The organism is Rhodococcus sp. NPDC003318, from assembly GCF_042879035.1.
In the GTDB taxonomy this organism is placed as follows: Bacteria; Actinomycetota; Actinomycetes; order Mycobacteriales; family Mycobacteriaceae; genus Rhodococcus_G.
This window is the reverse complement of record NZ_JBIAOU010000007.1, coordinates 238,493-254,508: the sequence shown is the minus strand read 5'-3', so window position 1 is coordinate 254,508 and position 16,016 is coordinate 238,493. Positions and strand designations below refer to the sequence as shown.

At 70.2% G+C, this 16,016-nt stretch carries 15 protein-coding genes and 3 pseudogenes; 9 read left to right on the top strand and 9 right to left on the bottom strand.

Going from position 1 to position 16,016, the window contains the following annotated elements; translation table 11 throughout:
- Positions 1-22: 22 nt before the first annotated feature.
- From ACFYVR_RS14630 to ACFYVR_RS14615, 4 genes are all read right to left on the bottom strand, one after another.
- Positions 23-811 (bottom strand): TMEM165/GDT1 family protein, encoded by a 789-nt coding sequence (locus tag ACFYVR_RS14630; RefSeq protein WP_387474211.1) that lies wholly within the window; start codon positions 809-811, stop codon positions 23-25.
- A 252-nt stretch (positions 812-1,063) separates the two neighbouring features.
- Positions 1,064-1,591: a peptidase gene (locus ACFYVR_RS14625; protein ID WP_387474209.1), complete on the bottom strand. Its 528-nt coding sequence runs from the start codon at positions 1,589-1,591 to the stop codon at positions 1,064-1,066.
- A gap of 107 nt (positions 1,592-1,698) precedes the next feature.
- Positions 1,699-2,544, bottom strand: coding sequence for an SMP-30/gluconolactonase/LRE family protein (locus ACFYVR_RS14620; protein ID WP_387474207.1), 846 nt, complete (start codon positions 2,542-2,544; stop codon positions 1,699-1,701).
- A 136-nt stretch (positions 2,545-2,680) separates the two neighbouring features.
- Positions 2,681-3,304 (bottom strand): superoxide dismutase, encoded by a 624-nt coding sequence (locus ACFYVR_RS14615; protein WP_387474205.1) that lies wholly within the window; start codon positions 3,302-3,304, stop codon positions 2,681-2,683.
- Positions 3,305-3,505: 201 nt separating this feature from the next.
- On the opposite strand from ACFYVR_RS14615, the gene ACFYVR_RS14610 reads away from it, so the two are divergent.
- The 4 genes and pseudogenes from ACFYVR_RS14610 to ACFYVR_RS14595 all read left to right on the top strand — a co-directional run bounded on the left by ACFYVR_RS14610 (position 3,506) and on the right by ACFYVR_RS14595 (position 6,403).
- A complete protein-coding gene (locus tag ACFYVR_RS14610; RefSeq protein WP_387474204.1) occupies positions 3,506-4,645 on the top strand; it encodes an acyltransferase family protein in 1,140 nt (379 codons plus the stop codon).
- Positions 4,646-4,654: 9 nt separating this feature from the next.
- Positions 4,655-5,324: pseudogene (gene msrA, locus ACFYVR_RS14605) on the top strand (peptide-methionine (S)-S-oxide reductase MsrA).
- A gap of 194 nt (positions 5,325-5,518) precedes the next feature.
- Positions 5,519-6,064 (top strand): hypothetical protein, encoded by a 546-nt coding sequence (locus ACFYVR_RS14600; RefSeq protein ID WP_387474202.1) that lies wholly within the window; start codon positions 5,519-5,521, stop codon positions 6,062-6,064.
- A gap of 10 nt (positions 6,065-6,074) precedes the next feature.
- Positions 6,075-6,403: pseudogene (locus ACFYVR_RS14595) on the top strand (STAS domain-containing protein).
- A 275-nt stretch (positions 6,404-6,678) separates the two neighbouring features.
- Here the strand turns inward: ACFYVR_RS14595 and ACFYVR_RS14590 are convergent.
- On the bottom strand, positions 6,679-7,608 hold the full coding sequence (locus ACFYVR_RS14590; protein ID WP_387474200.1) for an LLM class F420-dependent oxidoreductase: 930 nt from the start codon (positions 7,606-7,608) through the stop codon (positions 6,679-6,681).
- 252 nt (positions 7,609-7,860) lie between these two features.
- Between ACFYVR_RS14590 and ACFYVR_RS14585 the strand changes: the two genes are divergently transcribed.
- Genes ACFYVR_RS14585 through ACFYVR_RS14570 form a run of 4 tightly spaced genes read left to right on the top strand, consistent with a single transcriptional unit; the run spans position 7,861 to position 10,824 of the window.
- A complete protein-coding gene (locus ACFYVR_RS14585; RefSeq protein ID WP_387474198.1) occupies positions 7,861-8,205 on the top strand; it encodes a rhodanese-like domain-containing protein in 345 nt (114 codons plus the stop codon).
- Complete coding sequence (locus ACFYVR_RS14580; RefSeq protein WP_387474196.1) at positions 8,206-9,114, top strand: DUF4328 domain-containing protein; 909 nt, start codon at positions 8,206-8,208, stop codon at positions 9,112-9,114.
- The gene (locus tag ACFYVR_RS14575; protein ID WP_387474194.1) at positions 9,111-9,869 is read left to right on the top strand and encodes a glycerophosphodiester phosphodiesterase; all 759 of its coding nucleotides are present in this window, start codon (positions 9,111-9,113) and stop codon (positions 9,867-9,869) included. The genes ACFYVR_RS14580 and ACFYVR_RS14575 overlap by 4 nt, the downstream gene beginning before the upstream one ends.
- Positions 9,870-9,909: 40 nt before the next feature.
- Entirely contained in the window at positions 9,910-10,824 is a 915-nt protein-coding gene (locus ACFYVR_RS14570; RefSeq protein ID WP_387474192.1) for a DUF5926 family protein, read from the top strand.
- A 73-nt stretch (positions 10,825-10,897) separates the two neighbouring features.
- On the opposite strand, the gene ACFYVR_RS14565 is transcribed toward ACFYVR_RS14570, so the two are convergent.
- The 4 genes and pseudogenes from ACFYVR_RS14565 to ACFYVR_RS14550 all read right to left on the bottom strand — a co-directional run.
- Positions 10,898-12,070, bottom strand: a complete 1,173-nt coding sequence (locus ACFYVR_RS14565) for a thiolase family protein (protein WP_387474190.1) — start codon at positions 12,068-12,070, stop codon at positions 10,898-10,900.
- An 82-nt stretch (positions 12,071-12,152) separates the two neighbouring features.
- A complete protein-coding gene (locus ACFYVR_RS14560) occupies positions 12,153-13,310 on the bottom strand; it encodes an acyl-CoA dehydrogenase family protein (protein WP_387474189.1) in 1,158 nt (385 codons plus the stop codon).
- 47 nt (positions 13,311-13,357) lie between these two features.
- A complete protein-coding gene (locus tag ACFYVR_RS14555) occupies positions 13,358-13,681 on the bottom strand; it encodes a hypothetical protein (protein ID WP_387474229.1) in 324 nt (107 codons plus the stop codon).
- A gap of 171 nt (positions 13,682-13,852) precedes the next feature.
- Positions 13,853-15,023, bottom strand: a pseudogene (locus tag ACFYVR_RS14550) (class I adenylate-forming enzyme family protein); the annotation flags it as partial.
- 263 nt (positions 15,024-15,286) lie between these two features.
- Here ACFYVR_RS14550 and ACFYVR_RS14545 point away from each other — a divergent pair.
- A partial coding sequence (locus ACFYVR_RS14545; protein ID WP_387474187.1) for a TetR/AcrR family transcriptional regulator occupies positions 15,287-16,016 on the top strand: 730 nt, incomplete at its 3' end.

Here is a 16,016-nt window from a genome sequence, read left to right as displayed (position 1 = left end):
AAGCTCGACGGCTTGAGCCCGGTCACATACCGGGCCCAAGCCCTCGCCGCCTAGGCTTCCGATTACCCAGTCCAACTTCCGGGGACCAGTTCACGCTCGGATCAGCGGCACGAAGGCCACCTTCAGCCGGTGGGGCGGGGTCGGGGAGGGAGCGGGAGCGGGAGCGGGACCAGTGGACGGCCCCGGCCACTGCGGCGACAACCAGGATCGACGCCGCGGCGATCGGGCCGGCGGGGGATCCCGGGAGGAGTCCTTCGAGGAGGAGAAGCACACCGAAGACGAGGAACAGGGTCGAGGCGGCGAGCTGGATGAACCGTTCCGGCAGGTGCTTGCCGAGGACCGCGCCGACGACGATGGCCAGGGCGTCGGCGGCGACCATGCCGACCGTCGAGCCGATCCACACCCCGACCCAGTCGTTGTCGGCGGCGAGGGTGACGGTCGCGAGCATCGTCTTGTCGCCGAGTTCGGCGAGGAAGAACGCCGACGCGACCGCGAGGAACGCCGAGGTCCCGACGCGTCCGGCCTTGCCCTGCTCGTCCTCGCTGAGGCTGTCGCCACGCAGCGTCCAGGCCGCGAAGAACACGAATGCCAGCCCGCCCAGGATGCTGATGAGATGCGTCGGGATGGCGACGCCGAGGTAGTGGCCGACCGCGACCGAAACCAGGTGCACGACGGTGGTGGCGACCGTGATGCCGCCGATGACCACCCACCACCGGTAACGCAGTGCGAATGTCATCGCCATCAGCTGGGACTTGTCGCCGAGTTCGGCCACGAAGATGACGCCGAAGCTCAGCAGTAGCGCGGCAAGCACGATGGGGTTCCTCCGTTCGGGTGTCGGAGGAATTTCCGGGAACTTCCTCCGGTCGCCGAACGCGGGGTGCGTCGACGACCGAAGGTCTCGCCCACCGGATTCCGGTTCACGCAGCCGGGCCGTGAGGCCAGTGTGTCGACTACGCGATTGCGGGCTACTCCCCTTCGCTGTCCGAAAGATTACCCATCGATCACGAAATTGCCAACCAGCGCAACAAGTTTGGCAACCCGAACTCTGAACTTCCGGTGCCGGTCAGGCGGCGAGCAGCATCGCCAAAATCGCGGTGTCGGGGTCGCTCGCGGGGTCGAGGCTCACTCGGCTCACCAGCGACGTCACCGTGCCGTCGGCCTCCGTCTCCACCCAGGCCGCGCGGTGGTCGAGTCCGAGGTGCGGGAGGCCCGGCAGCAGGACGCAGCCCGACGCCGCGCCCACGCACTCCGGTAGCGACGGCACCGTCTCGGACGGCGGATGCAGCATCATCAGGGCCGGCGGCTGGTGGTCCGCGAAATATCCTGGTGTGACCGCGGATTCGCCGATCACCGGACCCTCGGCGACGACCAGGCCCACCGTGTCGGGCAGCGGGTCGTCCGGAAGATCCTCGTGAGCACCGAAAACCGTTGATGTGGAGAGCAATCCCGGCACCGAGGCCACCCGCACCGCGAGCACCAGTAGCTGGGCCCATTCCTTGGTGGTGTCCGGCCACCGGCCCGAGATGACGAAGCCGCGCAGTGCACCCGCGGCGTGGAAGGGCGACACCCCGATGTATTCACTTCTGCTCATGCCCGCCCCCTGACCGTGGTCGCTCGTTCCGGCGACGCTGCCGGCGGATACCTCCAGAATGCGCCCGAAATCGCTGGCAGACAACTCGGGTGGAGTGCCAGCCGCGGTCAGGCCCCGGCGCCCGGGACGCCCACCCGCAGTCGAAGAACCGTGCCGGCGAGGTCCGCGATCGCGTCCTCCTCCACCGTGCTCCCGGACGTGCACACGAACAGGTCACGGCCGTCCTCGCCGCCGAGGGCGACCGCACAGGGACGCCGGACCGTGAGTCGCTCGCTGACCACGCCGTCGGCGTCGAGGCGCAGCACGTCGGAGGTCGCCGGTGACGCGACCCAGATGCCGTCCTCGGCGTCGATCGCGAGCCCCTCGGGCCGGATGTCCTCGTCGAACTCGGCGAAGACCCGTTGCTGCGCGAGGCTGCCGTCCGGATCGATCGTGAAGGCGGTCAGCCGGGCCGGAGCGGCGCGAGTCTCGGCCACCGTGAGGGTGCTGCCGTCCGCGCTGACCACGATGCCCCCGGCGCAGGTCAGGGCGCCCGCGACGTCGTGGACGGATCCGTCCGCTTCGACCATCGCCAGGTCGGCGGTCACGGTCGGGGAGTCGCTCTCGCCGCGGCTGCCGACGTAGGCGCGGCCCCGGGCGTCGACGCACACGTCCGCCAGTGGATGGGTGGTGACACCCGCGAGATCCGCGTGGACGAGCACGGTGCCGTCGGCTTCGCGGCGCAGAAGCAGGCGGTCGAGGGCGGACGCGACGAGCAGTCGTCCGTCGGGCAGGAAGCCCACGCCGCCGGGCCTGCCGGGGACCTCGGCGACGGTGTTCACGGCGGCGCTGGCGGGGTCGTATGCGAACACGGTGCGGAGGAAGAAATCGGAGAACCACAGGTGCCCGGCTCGCCAGCGCGCGCCCACCGGTAATGCGAGCCCCTCGACCAGTGTGTCCACCGTCACGGTCATCACTTCACGATACGACTCCGCGCGCCGTTTGAGACCCCACGAAAACGCCGATCGCCGCGCCCGGGAACGGGCGCGGCGATCGGAGTCGGCCGTCCGGCCTCTCGGCCCTCCGCGGGACCGAGAGGGTCACGGTGCGTCAGGCAATCAGGCCGGCGGTGGCGGTGCGGGCCTTCTCGAAGCGCGCGGAGACGTCCGCCCAGTTCACGATGTTCCAGAATGCCTTGACGTAGTCGGCCTTGACGTTCTGGTAGTCGAGGTAGAAGGCGTGCTCCCACATGTCGAGCAGCAGCAGCGGGGTCAGGCCGATGGAGATGTTGCCCTGCTGGTCGTACAGCTGGACGATGATCAGCCGCTGACCGATGGAGTCCCAGGCCAGGATGGACCAGCCGGAGCCCTGGATGGCGTTGGCGTTGGCCGAGAAGTGGCTGCGGAACGCGTCGAAGCTGCCGAACTGGTCGTCGATCGCCGCGGCCAGCTCGCCCTCCGGCTTGTCGCCACCGTTCGGGGAGAGGTTGTTCCAGAACACCGTGTGGTTGGTGTGGCCACCGAGGTGGAACGCCAGGTTCTTCTCGTGCAGGTTCACCACGGGAGCGAGGGCGTCGGCCTCACGAAGCTCGGCGAGCTTCTCGAGGGCGGTGTTGGCGCCGGTGACGTACGCGGCGTGGTGCTTGTCGTGGTGCAGCTCCATGATCTTGCCGGAGATGTGCGGCTCGAGGGCGGCGTAGTCGTAGGGCAGTTCAGGCAGGCTGTAGACAGACACTTCGGTCCCTTCCTTATGGGCGTGGGGACGCCCGGCGTGTACCTTTTTTCGATCGTTCTCGGGCTCTAACCCAAGCTCATTGGTACACGGTCCGCAATATTTGCGAACACGCGCCCGGGACTCGTTGCATTCCGGTGACGGGACGGCTTCCCAGTGACCTCGAATTCGTCTCGAACGTGAACGAAACCTTAATATTGGGCGATGCACGAATCGGCCGCCGTCCTCACGCGGGGGCGACGACTCCGATTCGGTGGGGCCAACCTGCTCCGCTCGCTGGCGGTGCTCGCCGTCCTCTACTCGCACATCTCGTACTACCTGATCGACGACCTCGGCACCGGCTGGTGGCTGATCGACGCGGTGTACGCGACGCTCGTCGCGGGGCTGGGACTCAACCAGCACCTGTCGTTCCTCGGTGTCGCGATCTTCATGATGCTGACCGGGTTGCTGCTCACCGCCTCGGTCCTGCGCCACCCTCCCGGCCGGTTCCTGGTGAACCGGATCGGCCGGCTGCTGCCCGCGCTGTGGGTGGCGATCGCGCTGGCCGTCCTGCTCGTCAAGCTCGGCGTCAACGGCATGTTCAGCGGCCAGGACGGCATCACGACGGGGCAGTCCGCGCTCAGCTTCGTGCTCGGCGGCTTCTTCCTCAAACCGGAGGTCGCGGTCCTCGGGGTCACCTGGACTCTCGTCGTCCAGATCGTCTTCTACGTGTACAGCGTCCTGACCCGGCCGCTGCTGCGCGCGGTGCCGATCGCGGTGCCGGTGCTCGGCGCGGTGCTGTGCTGCCTCGTGCTGCTCTACAACCTGTACGTCCCGCAGCCGTACTCGGTGCCGATGCTCACCAAGGTCGCGGCGACCCTGCCTGCCGTGTTCGTGGGCCAGATCCTCTACCTGGCGTGGACGCGGATGGCGAGCTGGCGCTGGATCTCCGTCGCTGCTCTCGCGCAGGCCGAGGTGGTGGTGCTGGCCACCGACATCCGGGCCTACTGGGCCGGCGACCGCTACCTGTGGACGATCGCGGTCGTGGCCGCCGCGGTGCTGGCACTGGCCCGCTACGACGGCCCGCTCGCGCGCTGGTCGGTGGTGCGCTGGACGGGGACCCGCAGTTACGCGATCTACCTGCTGCACACGCTGATCCTGTACCGCGCCTACGACTGGACCGTCGCCCTCGTCGGCAAGACCGGAGCCGTCGTCGTGTTCCTGACGGCCACCGCGATCGCCGCGGAACTGCTGTACCGCGGGATCGAGGTCCCGATGGGACGATGGATCGGGTCGGTGGCCTCACGCATCGGTGCCCCTCCGCCCCGCGAGCGCGACCCTTCCGACACCGCCGGCTCCGCGTAGCATCTGGGCATGTCCTGGTACGACGACATTCTCGGCCGCGCGGCCGCCAAATCCGTCCTCGTCACGCCCGATCAGGCTCTGCCCGGGCGACCCGACCCGATGCCGGTTCCCGCCGCCCACCACGTCAACGGGCACACCCTGACGCCGGCGTTCCCCGACGGTCTGCAGTCGGTGGTGGTCGGGATGGGCTGTTTCTGGGGCGCGGAGAAGGAGTTCTGGCAGCTCGACGGCGTGTACACGACCGCCGTCGGGTACGCGGGCGGCTACACCCCCAACCCGACCTACGAGGAGGTGTGCTCCGGGCGCACCGGTCACACCGAGGTCGTGCTGGTGGTCTTCGATCCCGAGGTGATCCCGTACGCCGGCGTCCTGCAGCAGTTCTGGGAGAATCACGACCCGACGCAGGGCATGCGTCAGGGCAACGACCGCGGCACGCAGTACCGGTCGGCGATCTACACCGCCGACGACGCCCAGGCCGCCGTCGCGCGGGCCACCGCGGAGGCGTTCGGCGTCCGGCTCGCGGCGGCCGGGTACGGCGAGATCACCACGGAGATCGCCCCCGCTGGAGACCTTCTACTACGCCGAGGACTACCACCAGCAGTACCTGTCGAAGAACCCCGGCGGCTACTGCCCGGTGCACGCGACCGGGGTCAGTTGTCCGGTCGGACTCGGCGCCTGAACACGTTTCGCCGCGCATCGCTGCGAAAACATGGAGTGCCGAACGCCACAGAGGGTTACCTCTCATTTCCCTTGAACTTGTTCGCGTACGGGTCGACTCTGGAAGGAGACCTGTGTAACGAGCGACCAGGAGGGGGGCTTCGGATGTGGCGGGACGCCAGCGGATACGCGGCACTGACACGACGATCACTGCGGTTGAGGCACGACCCTCTCCGTCGCAGTGGGGACCGCCTCGAAGCCGTCCTCGCGGTCGCGCTGGTAGTGCTCGCGGCGGTGATGCTGCCACTGGCGATCTGGCTCGGCAACCTCACCGGCGACCGGCAGGGTGCGCTCGCCGCCCAGCAGGCCAGTGAGTACCGGCAGGTCACGGCCACCACCGTCGGCGACGCGACGAGCCAGTCGATCGCCGGGGACACCATCCCGACCAGCGTCGACACCGCCCCCGCCCGCTGGGTGGTCGCCGGTGTCGAGCACCGCGCGGACGTGAACGTCGAGCCCGAAACCCTCGCCGGAACCGAGGTGTCGATCTGGGTCGACGGTGACGGCAACGTCGCGTCCGAGCCGATCAGCGCGTCCGCCGCGGCGACCGCGGGCGTCATGGTCGGACTGTTCACCTGGATGTCGACCATGATCCTCGCGACGACCGCGTTCCTCGGCAGCCGAGCCCTGCTGAACCGACGTCGTTCCCGGCAGTGGAGCCGCGAGATCAGCGAATTCCTCGGTTCGGCAACCTCGCACTGAACCCGGCGGGGTGAGGGGGCATCCGGAGGGCCGGCTGAACATGGTGGCGGCGCCGCGGCTGCGCGACCTGCTGCACGACCTCGTCGCGGGTGGATGCACCCGCATCGTCGTGGACCTCGGCGACACGTCCTTCATCGACTCGTCGGGTCTGGGCGCCCTGATCTCGGGGCTCGAGGCGGCGCGTCAGGCCGGGGGCGACCTCCGGATCGCCCGGCCCACCGAGCAGGTCGACACCAACGGCCCCCACCCCTTGCGGAAGCCGTTGTGCTGGCCCTGACCAACCTCAATCGTGTCCTGCGCGCGCACGATTCGGTCGACGCCGCCTTCGATGCCCACTGACGGGCCGCGGTTCGTGGGGCGGCTGAGCACGACGGCGCGCCCCGAGTGCCTCGACGAGGTCCACGACCTCGTCGCGCGGCTGTGGGCGCACGACGCCCTCGAACCCCGGCGGCGGATCGAATTCGAATCGGCCGGCGGAGGTCTCCCTGCCCGACGACGACCTCGCCGGCCGCGGCCGCGGCCTCGCCATCGCCGCGGCCGCGCTGGACCGGTTCGACTACCGCCGCGACGGCGCGACGAACACGTGGATCCTGGCCCGCAACCGGGAGGGTAGCTCAGCCCAGCTGCGGGAGGACCTCGGACGCGACGAGTTCGAGGTGGTCGAGATCGTCGAGGTCGAGGGTCTGCAGGTAGATCCGGGTGCTGCCGAGCTCGCCGTACCGGCCGATCTTGTCGACCAGCTCGGCCGGGGACCCCGCCAGACCGTTGGTGCGCAGCTCGTCGACCTCGCGTCCGATCGCGGCCGCCCGGCGGGCGATCTCCGCCTCGTCGCGGCCGCAGCACAGCACCAGTGCGTTGGAGTACACGAGGTCGGCCGGGTCCCGGTCGATCGCCCGGCACGCCGCACGGACCCGGTCGAACTGGGTGGCCGTCGCCTCCAGCGACCCGAACGGCAGGTTGAACTCGGCGGCGTAGCGCGCGGTCAGTTCCGGGGTGCGCTTGCGGCCGTTGCCGCCGATCACGATCGGCGGGCCGGGACGCTGGTGCGGCTTCGGCAGCGCGGGGGAGTCGACGATCCGATGGTGGGCGCCGTCGTAGGAGAACGTCTCGCCGAGCGGCGTCTGCCACATGCCGACGAGCACCGCGAGGGTGTCCTCGAGCCGGTCGAAGCGTTCCTTCAGCGGGGGGAACGGGATGCCGTAGGCGAGGTGCTCCTCCTCGTACCAGCCCGCGCCGATGCCGAGGTCGACGCGGCCGCCGCTCATCGCGTCGACCTGTGCGACGGTGACGGCGAGCGGGCCGGGGTGGCGGAACGTCGCGGACGTGACCAGGGTGCCGAGCCGGATCGTCGACGTCTCGCGCGCGATGCCGGCGAGGGTGATCCATGCGTCGGTCGGGCCGGGCAGGCCCTCGGTGTTCATGGCCAGGTAGTGGTCGGACCGGAAGAACGCGCCGTAACCGAGGCTCTCGGCCGCCTGCGCGACGCGCAGCAACTGCTCGTAGGTGGCGCCCTGCTGGGGTTCGGTGAAGATTCGCAGCTCCATGAATCCCAACTCTGCCGTATGGACCGCGGTGCCTGCAGAACGGCACTTGTGCACTGGCCTGGGGACAAGGCTGTGGAAATTGTGGATAACTCGGGACGAGCCCTGTGGCCGGGCTCACAAATCCGCGGATCTGTGCCGGTATGCCTGTGGAGAAACTCCCCACAGTGATGCACATCCTGTGGATAACGGGGTTGGGGAGCAGTCCTCGCGCTCGGATTCCGGGGTGCGCGGGAACGTGACAGTATCGACGATGTGAGCTTCGGTGACGTTCCCTCGGTTGCGGTGTCGGAGGTGCCTCCGCCCTCCGACGAGACGGCGGTGCTCCTCGACATCCGCGAGGACGACGAGTGGGCGGACGGGCACGCGCCCGGCGCGCTGCACATCCCGATGAACGACATCCCCGCGCGGACCGACGAGATCGACATCGACGCGGCGGTGTACGTCGTGTGCCGGTCGGGTGGACGTTCGCTCAGCGTCGTCCCGTACCTCAACCGGTACGGGTTCGACGCCGTCAGCGTCACCGGCGGAATGGTGGCCTGGCAGAGGTCCGGTCGACCCCTGGTCGCCGACGACGGCAGAACGGCGAAGATCTACTAGATGAGCGCCGTTCAGGTCTGTGTCCGCTGCGCCGCCCGGTGGCCCGTCGTCGGCGCGCCCGCCCAGTGGTGCCCCGGCTGCCGCGGGGTCCTGCTGTCCCCGACCGTGCCCGGACGCCTTGAGCCCGCCGCCCGCCGCAACTTCCGGTGGATCGCGCGCCGCCCGGGCACCACGCCACGTGCGATCGCGGGCCCGGCCGCACCCGACACGACACCCCGGTACCTGCAGATGCCGCGCTGGGGGCTGGCGGATCCGGCACCCGAATCGGACGAGGGCGCGCTGCAGACCCGGACCCAGCGGCTCGCCGAACTCGCCCCGACCCTGCTCGGCGCGACGGCGGTGCTCTTCCTCCTCGGCGCGGCCGGTGAGCTGTTCCGGTACGTCGTCCTGCTGCGGAACCGCACCACATTGATCTCGCCGACGGTCCTCGCCGTGTCCGACGCGGTGGTCTTCACGGCCGGCGTGCTGGCACCGCTGGTGGCGTTCGCGGCCGCGGCGGCGTCCGTCGCCTGGCTGCTCGAGGCGCGTCGGACGACGTGGCGCCGGGTGGGCCGGGCCGATCCGCGGTCCGCCGTGGCGGTCGCCTTCGGCTGCCTGGTGCCGGTGGTGAACCTGGTGTGGCCGGGGGTGTTCCTGACGGAGCTCGCGCGGGACGAGCCCGGGGTCCGGCCGCTGGTGCGGTGGTGGTGGGCGACGTGGGTCGCCGGGGGTGTGCTGCTGGTGGTGAGCCTGGTATGGCGGTCGCACGACTCGCTGCAGGCCCGAGCGAACGGGGTGGTGCTCGCGATGGTGGTGGACGTGGTGGCGGCGGCGGTCGCCGTCCTGACGCTGCTGGTGATGCGGCGGGTGGACCGGCTCGACCTGGCGGGACGGCCGCGGGCCCGGACCCGGTGGATGGTCGCGGCATGAGCCGGGATCCTCGGGGGCCGATGGTCGTCGCGCACCGGGGCGCGTCCGCCGCCCGTCCCGAGCACACCCTCGCCGCCTACGAACTCGCACTCGACCAGGGCGCCGACGGACTCGAATGCGATGTCCGGCTCACCCGCGACGGACACCTGGTGTGCGTGCACGACCGCACCGTGGACCGCACGTCGTCGGGGTCGGGGGTGGTCAGCGAGATGACGCTCGAGCACCTGAACTCGCTCGATTTCGGCGGCAACGGCGAACCGGTGCTCACCCTCGCCGAACTGATCACCCTCGTCCTCGACCACTCGACCCGGCCGACGAAGCTGTTCATCGAGACCAAGCATCCCGTCCGCTACGGCGGGCTGGTCGAGAGCAAGGTCCTCGCCGAACTGGCCCGGTTCGGTCTCGCCGCGCCGCTGTCCGCCGACCACTCGCGGGCGGTGGTGATGTCGTTCTCCGCGGCCGCGGTGTGGCGGATCCGCCGGGCCGCGCCGATGCTGCCGACGGTGCTGCTCGGGGAGGCGTCCCGTTTCCTCGGCGGCGGCGCCGCGACGACCGTCGGCGCGACGGCCGTCGGACCGTCGATCCGGACGCTGCGGGAGCATCCCGATCTCGTCGACCGCGCGGCCGCCGCCGGCCGCGCCACCTACTGCTGGACCGTCGACGAACGTGACGACGTCGAGTTGTGCCGTGACCTCGGCGTCGGGTGGGTCGCCACCAACCATCCCGGCCGCACCAAGGCCTGGCTCGCGGGCTGAACGCCGTCCGCCCGGTCGCCGTGCGTGTAGGTTTCCGGACGTGGGTAAGAGCAAAAGAAACAGTGGTCCCAAGCCCGGCAGCAACCGCGCGGCCAAGCTCGCCGAGCGTCGCGCGCAGCAGGAGGCCGCGGCCACGACCGCGGTGCCGCGGCCGTTCGCAGGTCTCGCGGCCGAGTGCGACATCGTCGCGCTGCGCGAGTTCGTCCCGTCCGCGACGGCGCCGCTGCCGCTGACCTCCGCGGAGCGTCCCGTCGTCCTCGCGACGGTGCTGCCCGGTGCGGTCGCGGCACTTGTCCGCGACGAGCAGGACGCCGCCACCGGCTTCGTCGGGCTGCAGGTGCAGGTCCAGTCCGCGGACCTCGGTGCCGACCTCGCGGCCGCCGCGACGTGGGCGGCGACGGGCACCCCCGGCGAGTCGTTGAGCGCGGCCGACCCGCAGCCGGACGGTCCGCGGCTCGTGGACGTGGTCGACCCGGCGGCGTCGCTGGAGATCACCGTGCACCAGGACTTCAACTGGTGGATTCCCGAGGGCGTCACGCCGGCGGCGGACGTCGCCGCCACCGTCGAGCAGGCCAATTCGGTGATCATGCCGTCGGCGCGGCTGGACGCCGACGGTGTCGTCGCCGCGTGGTGGGTCGACGCCGGCGAGAAGGCGCACCTGCGCTGGGTGCGGCCCGAGGACGAGGACCAGCTGATGCTGGCGCTGGCCCGGGTGCACGCCGCCGGCGGACTGCACCTCGGCGAGGGATCCCGCTACGCCGGGTCGTTCCGCACGCACGGGCTGCTCGTCCCGGTGTTCGACCTCGACCCCGAGAGGCACGCACAGGAGTGGGCGGCCGCGACGGCGGAACTGGGCGATCGCCTCGCGCAGGCACTGGCCGTCGACGCTCCGCTGAACTCCGACGAGCGCCGCGCCCGCGACGGCCTGCGCGGACGCCAGGTGACGCTGCGCTGAGACGCGCAGAACGCACCGGGCGGGTCCACCGATGTGGTGGACCCGCCCGGTGTCGTTCGGATCGGTCCGAGCGTCAGATCAGTTCGAGGATGGTGGCGTTGGCCATGCCGCCGCCCTCGCACATCGACTGCAGACCGTAGCGAATCCCGTTGTCCCGCATGTGGTGGACGAGGGTGGTCATCAGGCGGGCGCCGGAGCCGCCGAGCGGGTGGCCCAGGGCGATCGCGCCGCCGTTGGGGTTCATCCGCTCGTAGTCGGCGCCGAGCTGACGCTGCCAGCCGAGGGACACCGACGCGAACGCCTCGTTGATCTCGAAGGCGCCGATGTCGTCGACGGTCAGGCCCGCCTTGTCGAGTGCCTTGCGCGTCGCCGGAATCGGGCCCTTGAGCATCGTGATCGGGTCGACGCCGGTGACGACCGCGGTGTGGACGCGGGCGATCGGGGTCCAGCCGTTGCGCTCGGCGATCTCGCTGGTGGTGATCAGCAGGGCCGCGGAACCGTCGGAGATCTGGGACGCGTTGCCCGCCGAGACGACACCGTTCTCCTGGAACGGGGTCTTGAGGCTGCCCAACTGCTCGAGGGTGGTGCCGCGGCGAACGCCCTCGTCGGTGTCGAAGAGCCGGGTGTTGCCGTCGGCGTCGGTCACCTTGACCGGCGTGATCTGCTTCGCGAACCGTCCCTCGTCGATCGCCCGCGCCGCCCGCGCGTGCGAGTCGAGGGCGTGCTGATCGAGTTCCTCGCGGGTCAGGCCGAACTCGGCGGCGATCATCTCGGCGCCGATGCCCTGGTTGAAGCGGTAGTTGTCGTACCGCTCCGCGACCAGCGTGCCGAACGGATCGCCGAACTGGCCGCCGGCGCGTCCGGCGCCCATCGGGACCCGCGACATCATCTCCACGCCGCCGGCGACGGCCACGTCGTACTGGCCGGCGATGACGCCGGCCGCCGCCTGGTGCACGGCCTGCTGGGAGGAACCGCACTGCCGGTCGATGGTCAGGCCGGGGACGTGCTCGGGCCAACCGGCGGCGAGCACGGAGTACCGCCCGATGCAGCCGGTCTGCTCGCCGACCTGGGACACGCAGCCCCAGACGACGTCGTCGACGATCGCGGGGTCGAGCGCGTTGCGCTCGGCCAGCGCCTTGAGGACGTGGGCGGACAGGTCCGCGGGGTGGATGCCGGACAGGGCACCGCCCGGCTTGCCCTTGCCGACCGGGGTCCGGACGGCATCGACGATTACTGCGTCACGCACTGCTGCTCCTTGGTGTTTCGGCGTTGGTACTGCTGGGGCCGGTGGGTGGGTCGGTGACGGGGTGGTCTGTGACGGGGTGGGTCTACAGGCCGATGGACTTGGCGATGATGGTCTTCATGACCTCGCTGGTTCCACCGTAGATGCGCGAGACGCGGGTGTCGGCGTACAGGCGGGCGATCGGGTACTCGAGGATGTAGCCGTAGCCGCCGTGCAGCTGCAGGCACTTGTCGATGACCCGGCCCGCGGCCTCGGTGCAGAACAGTTTGGCCTTCGCCGCATCGGCGATGCTCAGTTCACCGGCGTCGTGGAGTTCGAGGGCCCGGTCGGCCATGATCTGCATGGCCTCGACCTCGGTGGCGCATTCGGCGAGAACGAATTTCGAGTTCTGGAACGAGGCGACCGGCTTGCCGAACACCGTGCGCTCCTTGACGTAGTCGATGGCGAACCGCAGCGCGGCGGCGGCGGTGGACGAGCCGCCGAGCGCGATCATGAGCCGTTCCTGCGGCAGGTTGTGGGACAGGTAGGAGAAACCCTTGCCCTCCTCGCCGAGGACGTTCTCCACCGGCACCTTGACGTCGGTGAAGGACAGTTCCGCGGTGTCGGAGGCCTTCATGCCGATCTTGTTCAGCCTGCGGCCGACGGCGAAGCCCTCGGAGGTGGTGTCGACGCACAGGATCGTCAGGCCGTGGCGGCGGTCCTCCTCGGTGGCCGGGGAGGTGCGGGCGATGACGAGGATCAGGTCGGCGAGGGCGCCGCCGCTGATGAACGTCTTGGCGCCGTTGAGCACGTAGTGGGAGCCGTCCTCGGACAGCTTCGCGACGGTGGCCATGCCCGCGAGGTCGGATCCGGTGCCGGGCTCGGTCATCGCGATCGCGGTCATGATCTCGCCGGACGCGAAGCCGGGCAGCCAGCGCTGCTTCTGCTCGTCGGTCGCGTACTTCAGCAGATACGGGAGGATGAGGTTGGTGTGCACGGACGCGTTGCCGAAGGACACGCCGGCCCGGGCGCACTCCTCCATGGTGATGGCGGCCCATTTCAGGCTCGTCTCGCCGGCGCCGCCGAACTCCTCGGGGACCTGGATGCCGAGGACGCCGAGTTCGCCGAGCTTGTTGTAGAACTCGCGCGGCGGGTGGCCGTCGGCCTCCCACTCGTGGTGGACCGGGACGACCTCCTTCTCGATGAAGTTGCGGATCGTCTTCCGGTAGGCCTCGTGGTCCTCGTTGTAGATCGTGCGCTGCACTGCGGTTCCTCTCGTGTGTGGTCTGGTTCGGGTGTGCCGGAGTCGGGTCAGGCGGTGTGCGCGGCCTGATGTAGCTGTCGCAGTTCGGTTTTGAGTATCTTCCCGGCGGCGGAGGTGGGCAGCGCGTCGGCGAAGTGGACCTCGCGCACCTTCTGGTACGGCGCGACCCGCTCGGCGACGTGAGCGATCAGCGCGTCCGCAGTCGCGGAATCCGGTACGGCCTGATCGGCGAGAACCACGTAGGCGACGGGTATTTCGCCCGCCTCGCCCGCGGGCACCCCGATCACCGACGCCTGTGCGACGAGGGGGTGCCTGCTCAGGATTTCCTCGAGCTGCCCGGGATAGACGTTGTAGCCCTTGTAGATCAGCATGTCCTTCGCCCGCCCGACGATGAAGACGTTCCCGCTCTCGTCGACCCGCGCGAGGTCGCCGGTGAGCAGCCACCCGTCGCGGAACTGTTCGGCGGAGAGCTCCGGGTGGCCGAGGTAACCGGCGGTGATCTGGGGGCCGCGCGCCCACAATTCTCCGACCTCACCGGCGGCGACGGTGGTCTCGGGGTCGAGGGGGTCCCGGATCTCGACCTCGGTGTCGAAGACGGGGACGCCGACGGACCCGACCGGCGCCGGGTTCTCGTCGTCGAACAGTCCGGAGCACAGGCCCAGCGTCGCCTCGGTGAGCCCGTACGACTCGACGATGGTGGCGTTGGGGAAGACCTCGCGCAGCGCCGTGAGCGTGGTGGTGTCGATCGGTGCGGCGCCGGAGGTGGCCGAGAGCACCGACGTCAGATCGCGGGCGGCGAGGCCGGGGGTGGCGAGCAGGGCGTGGAAGAACGCGGGCGATCCCGAGATCTGCGTGGCACGGTGCTGCTCGAGCAGATCGAGGTAACGGTCGGGCGCGAACCGGCCCATCAGGACAGCGGTTCCACCGACCAGCACGTTGATGTTCTGGCTGACCAACCCCATGGCGTGGAAGAGGGGCGCGACCGTCACCGAGCAGTTGTCGCCCAGCGGCGACATGTACCGCGTCGCCGCCGCGGGGACGGGCGTGAGGTACACCGCGCCCTGCTCGTCGACGGCGGGTGTGCTCGCGGTCCGCCAGCACGCCATCTGCAGGACACTGGCGACGACGTTGCGGTGCAGCACCTGCACCGCTTTGGACCGTCCGGTGGTCCCGCCGGTGAAGGACAGGTGCGCGACGCTGTCCGGAGAGACCGCTGGGCCGGGAGCCGGATCGGCTGCGAGCAGGTCCGCGAGGGGAACGGTGCCGGCGGTCGCGTCCGAGGGCCCGGCCGGTGCGGCCGCGGTTCCCGGCACGGTGACGACCCACCCGAGCGTGGCCACGTCGGCCGCCCGCAGCAGAGGGACCGTGATTGGGTGCGCGACGGCGGCGACCGCCCCGATCTCCTCGAGCTGGTCGCGGACCGCGGCGGGGCAGCGTCGGGTTGATCGGGGCGATGGTCGCTCCGGCCAGCAGGACTCCGTAGTAGGTCACCGTGAACCAGGCCGAGTTCGGCTGACACAGTGCGACGGCGTCGCCGGGACGGATGCCGCGCTCACGCAGGCCCTGGGCGACCCGCAGTGCGTGGTCGTGCAGCTCCGCGAACGTCAGGGTGAGGTCGCCGTCGCGCAGTGCGACGCTGTCCGGGTAGCGTCGCGCCGACCCGGCGAGGAGCGAACCCACGTCCGCCGCGGGATACGTGAGTCCGGAGGGCATGCCGACGGGGCGTCGGGTGGTCGTCATCGGCGGTCCTTGTCTCGAGCGTTCTCGTTCGTAGCTTATCGTACGAACGTTAAGTGAAGAAGCCCTGTTTTCGGGCCGTTTGTCGAATATCGTGTGGTTCTTGGGGCCGGATCGGCTACCGTACTGTACAATCGTTAAGTGGAGAGCCCTTCGGCTCCGCCTCGACCGCGTGCTTGAATGAACGTCGTCGATCATCCGAGGGTCGCCCCGGACACTTTTCCACCGATCGGAGACCAGTGCGCACGCAACCGCCCGGCCAGGTCGCCATTCTCGAAGCGGCCCGTGCCGAGTTCACCGAGCGTGGCTACGCGGCGACCACCATCCGCACCATCGCCCAGCGCGCAGGGCTGAGCCTGTCAGCGCTGTACTACTACTACCGGAGCAAGCAGGAATTGCTCGTCGCACTCCTCGACGACGGCCTAGCCGCCTATGCCGACGCCTGCCACCAGGCGCTGGCGACGGCGGGCGACGATCCGGGTGAGCAGCTCGAGGCTCTGGTCGAGGCGACCGTCCGCTTCCGGGCCACGCACCCCGCCAAGAGCAGCATCGGCCTGACCGAACGCCGCAACCTCGATCCGGAGCACGAGCAGCGGTACCGGGACCACGAGGTGCAGGCCACCGACCGGTTCCGCAGCATCATCGAGCGTGGACTGGCCGACGGGCAGTTCCTGACGCCGTATCCCGACGACGCCCGGCGCACGATCATCGCGACCTGCAACGCGATCGCCGAGTGGTACCGGCCGGACGGCGCACTCTCCCAGAACGACCTCGTCGAACGCTACGTCTCCCTGGCCTTCACCATCGTCGAGTACCGCCCCCGCAAGGCGCTCCGCGCAGTGGTGGGGGGGGGGGGGGGGGGGGGGGCGGCCGGGGCCCCCCCCCCCCCCCGCCCGAACCCCGCGGCGGGGTTGCGTTTGAATTGCGGCCGGGCGGGCGGGGGGGAGGGGGGGGGCGCGGCGGCCCCCC

Excerpts from the sequence above, each read along its gene's own strand:
- ACFYVR_RS14625 (WP_387474209.1), bottom strand. The coding sequence starts at position 1,591 with ATGAGCAGAAGTGAATACATCGGGGTGTCGCCCTTCCACGCCGCGGGT.
- ACFYVR_RS14620 (WP_387474207.1), bottom strand. The coding sequence starts at position 2,544 with ATGACCGTGACGGTGGACACACTGGTCGAGGGGCTCGCATTACCGGTG.
- ACFYVR_RS14610 (WP_387474204.1), top strand. The coding sequence starts at position 3,506 with ATGCACGAATCGGCCGCCGTCCTCACGCGGGGGCGACGACTCCGATTC.
- ACFYVR_RS14590 (WP_387474200.1), bottom strand. The coding sequence starts at position 7,608 with ATGGAGCTGCGAATCTTCACCGAACCCCAGCAGGGCGCCACCTACGAG.
- ACFYVR_RS14580 (WP_387474196.1), top strand. The coding sequence starts at position 8,206 with ATGAGCGCCGTTCAGGTCTGTGTCCGCTGCGCCGCCCGGTGGCCCGTC.
- ACFYVR_RS14575 (WP_387474194.1), top strand. The coding sequence starts at position 9,111 with ATGAGCCGGGATCCTCGGGGGCCGATGGTCGTCGCGCACCGGGGCGCG.
- ACFYVR_RS14555 (WP_387474229.1), bottom strand. The coding sequence starts at position 13,681 with ATGCTGATCTACAAGGGCTACAACGTCTATCCCGGGCAGCTCGAGGAA.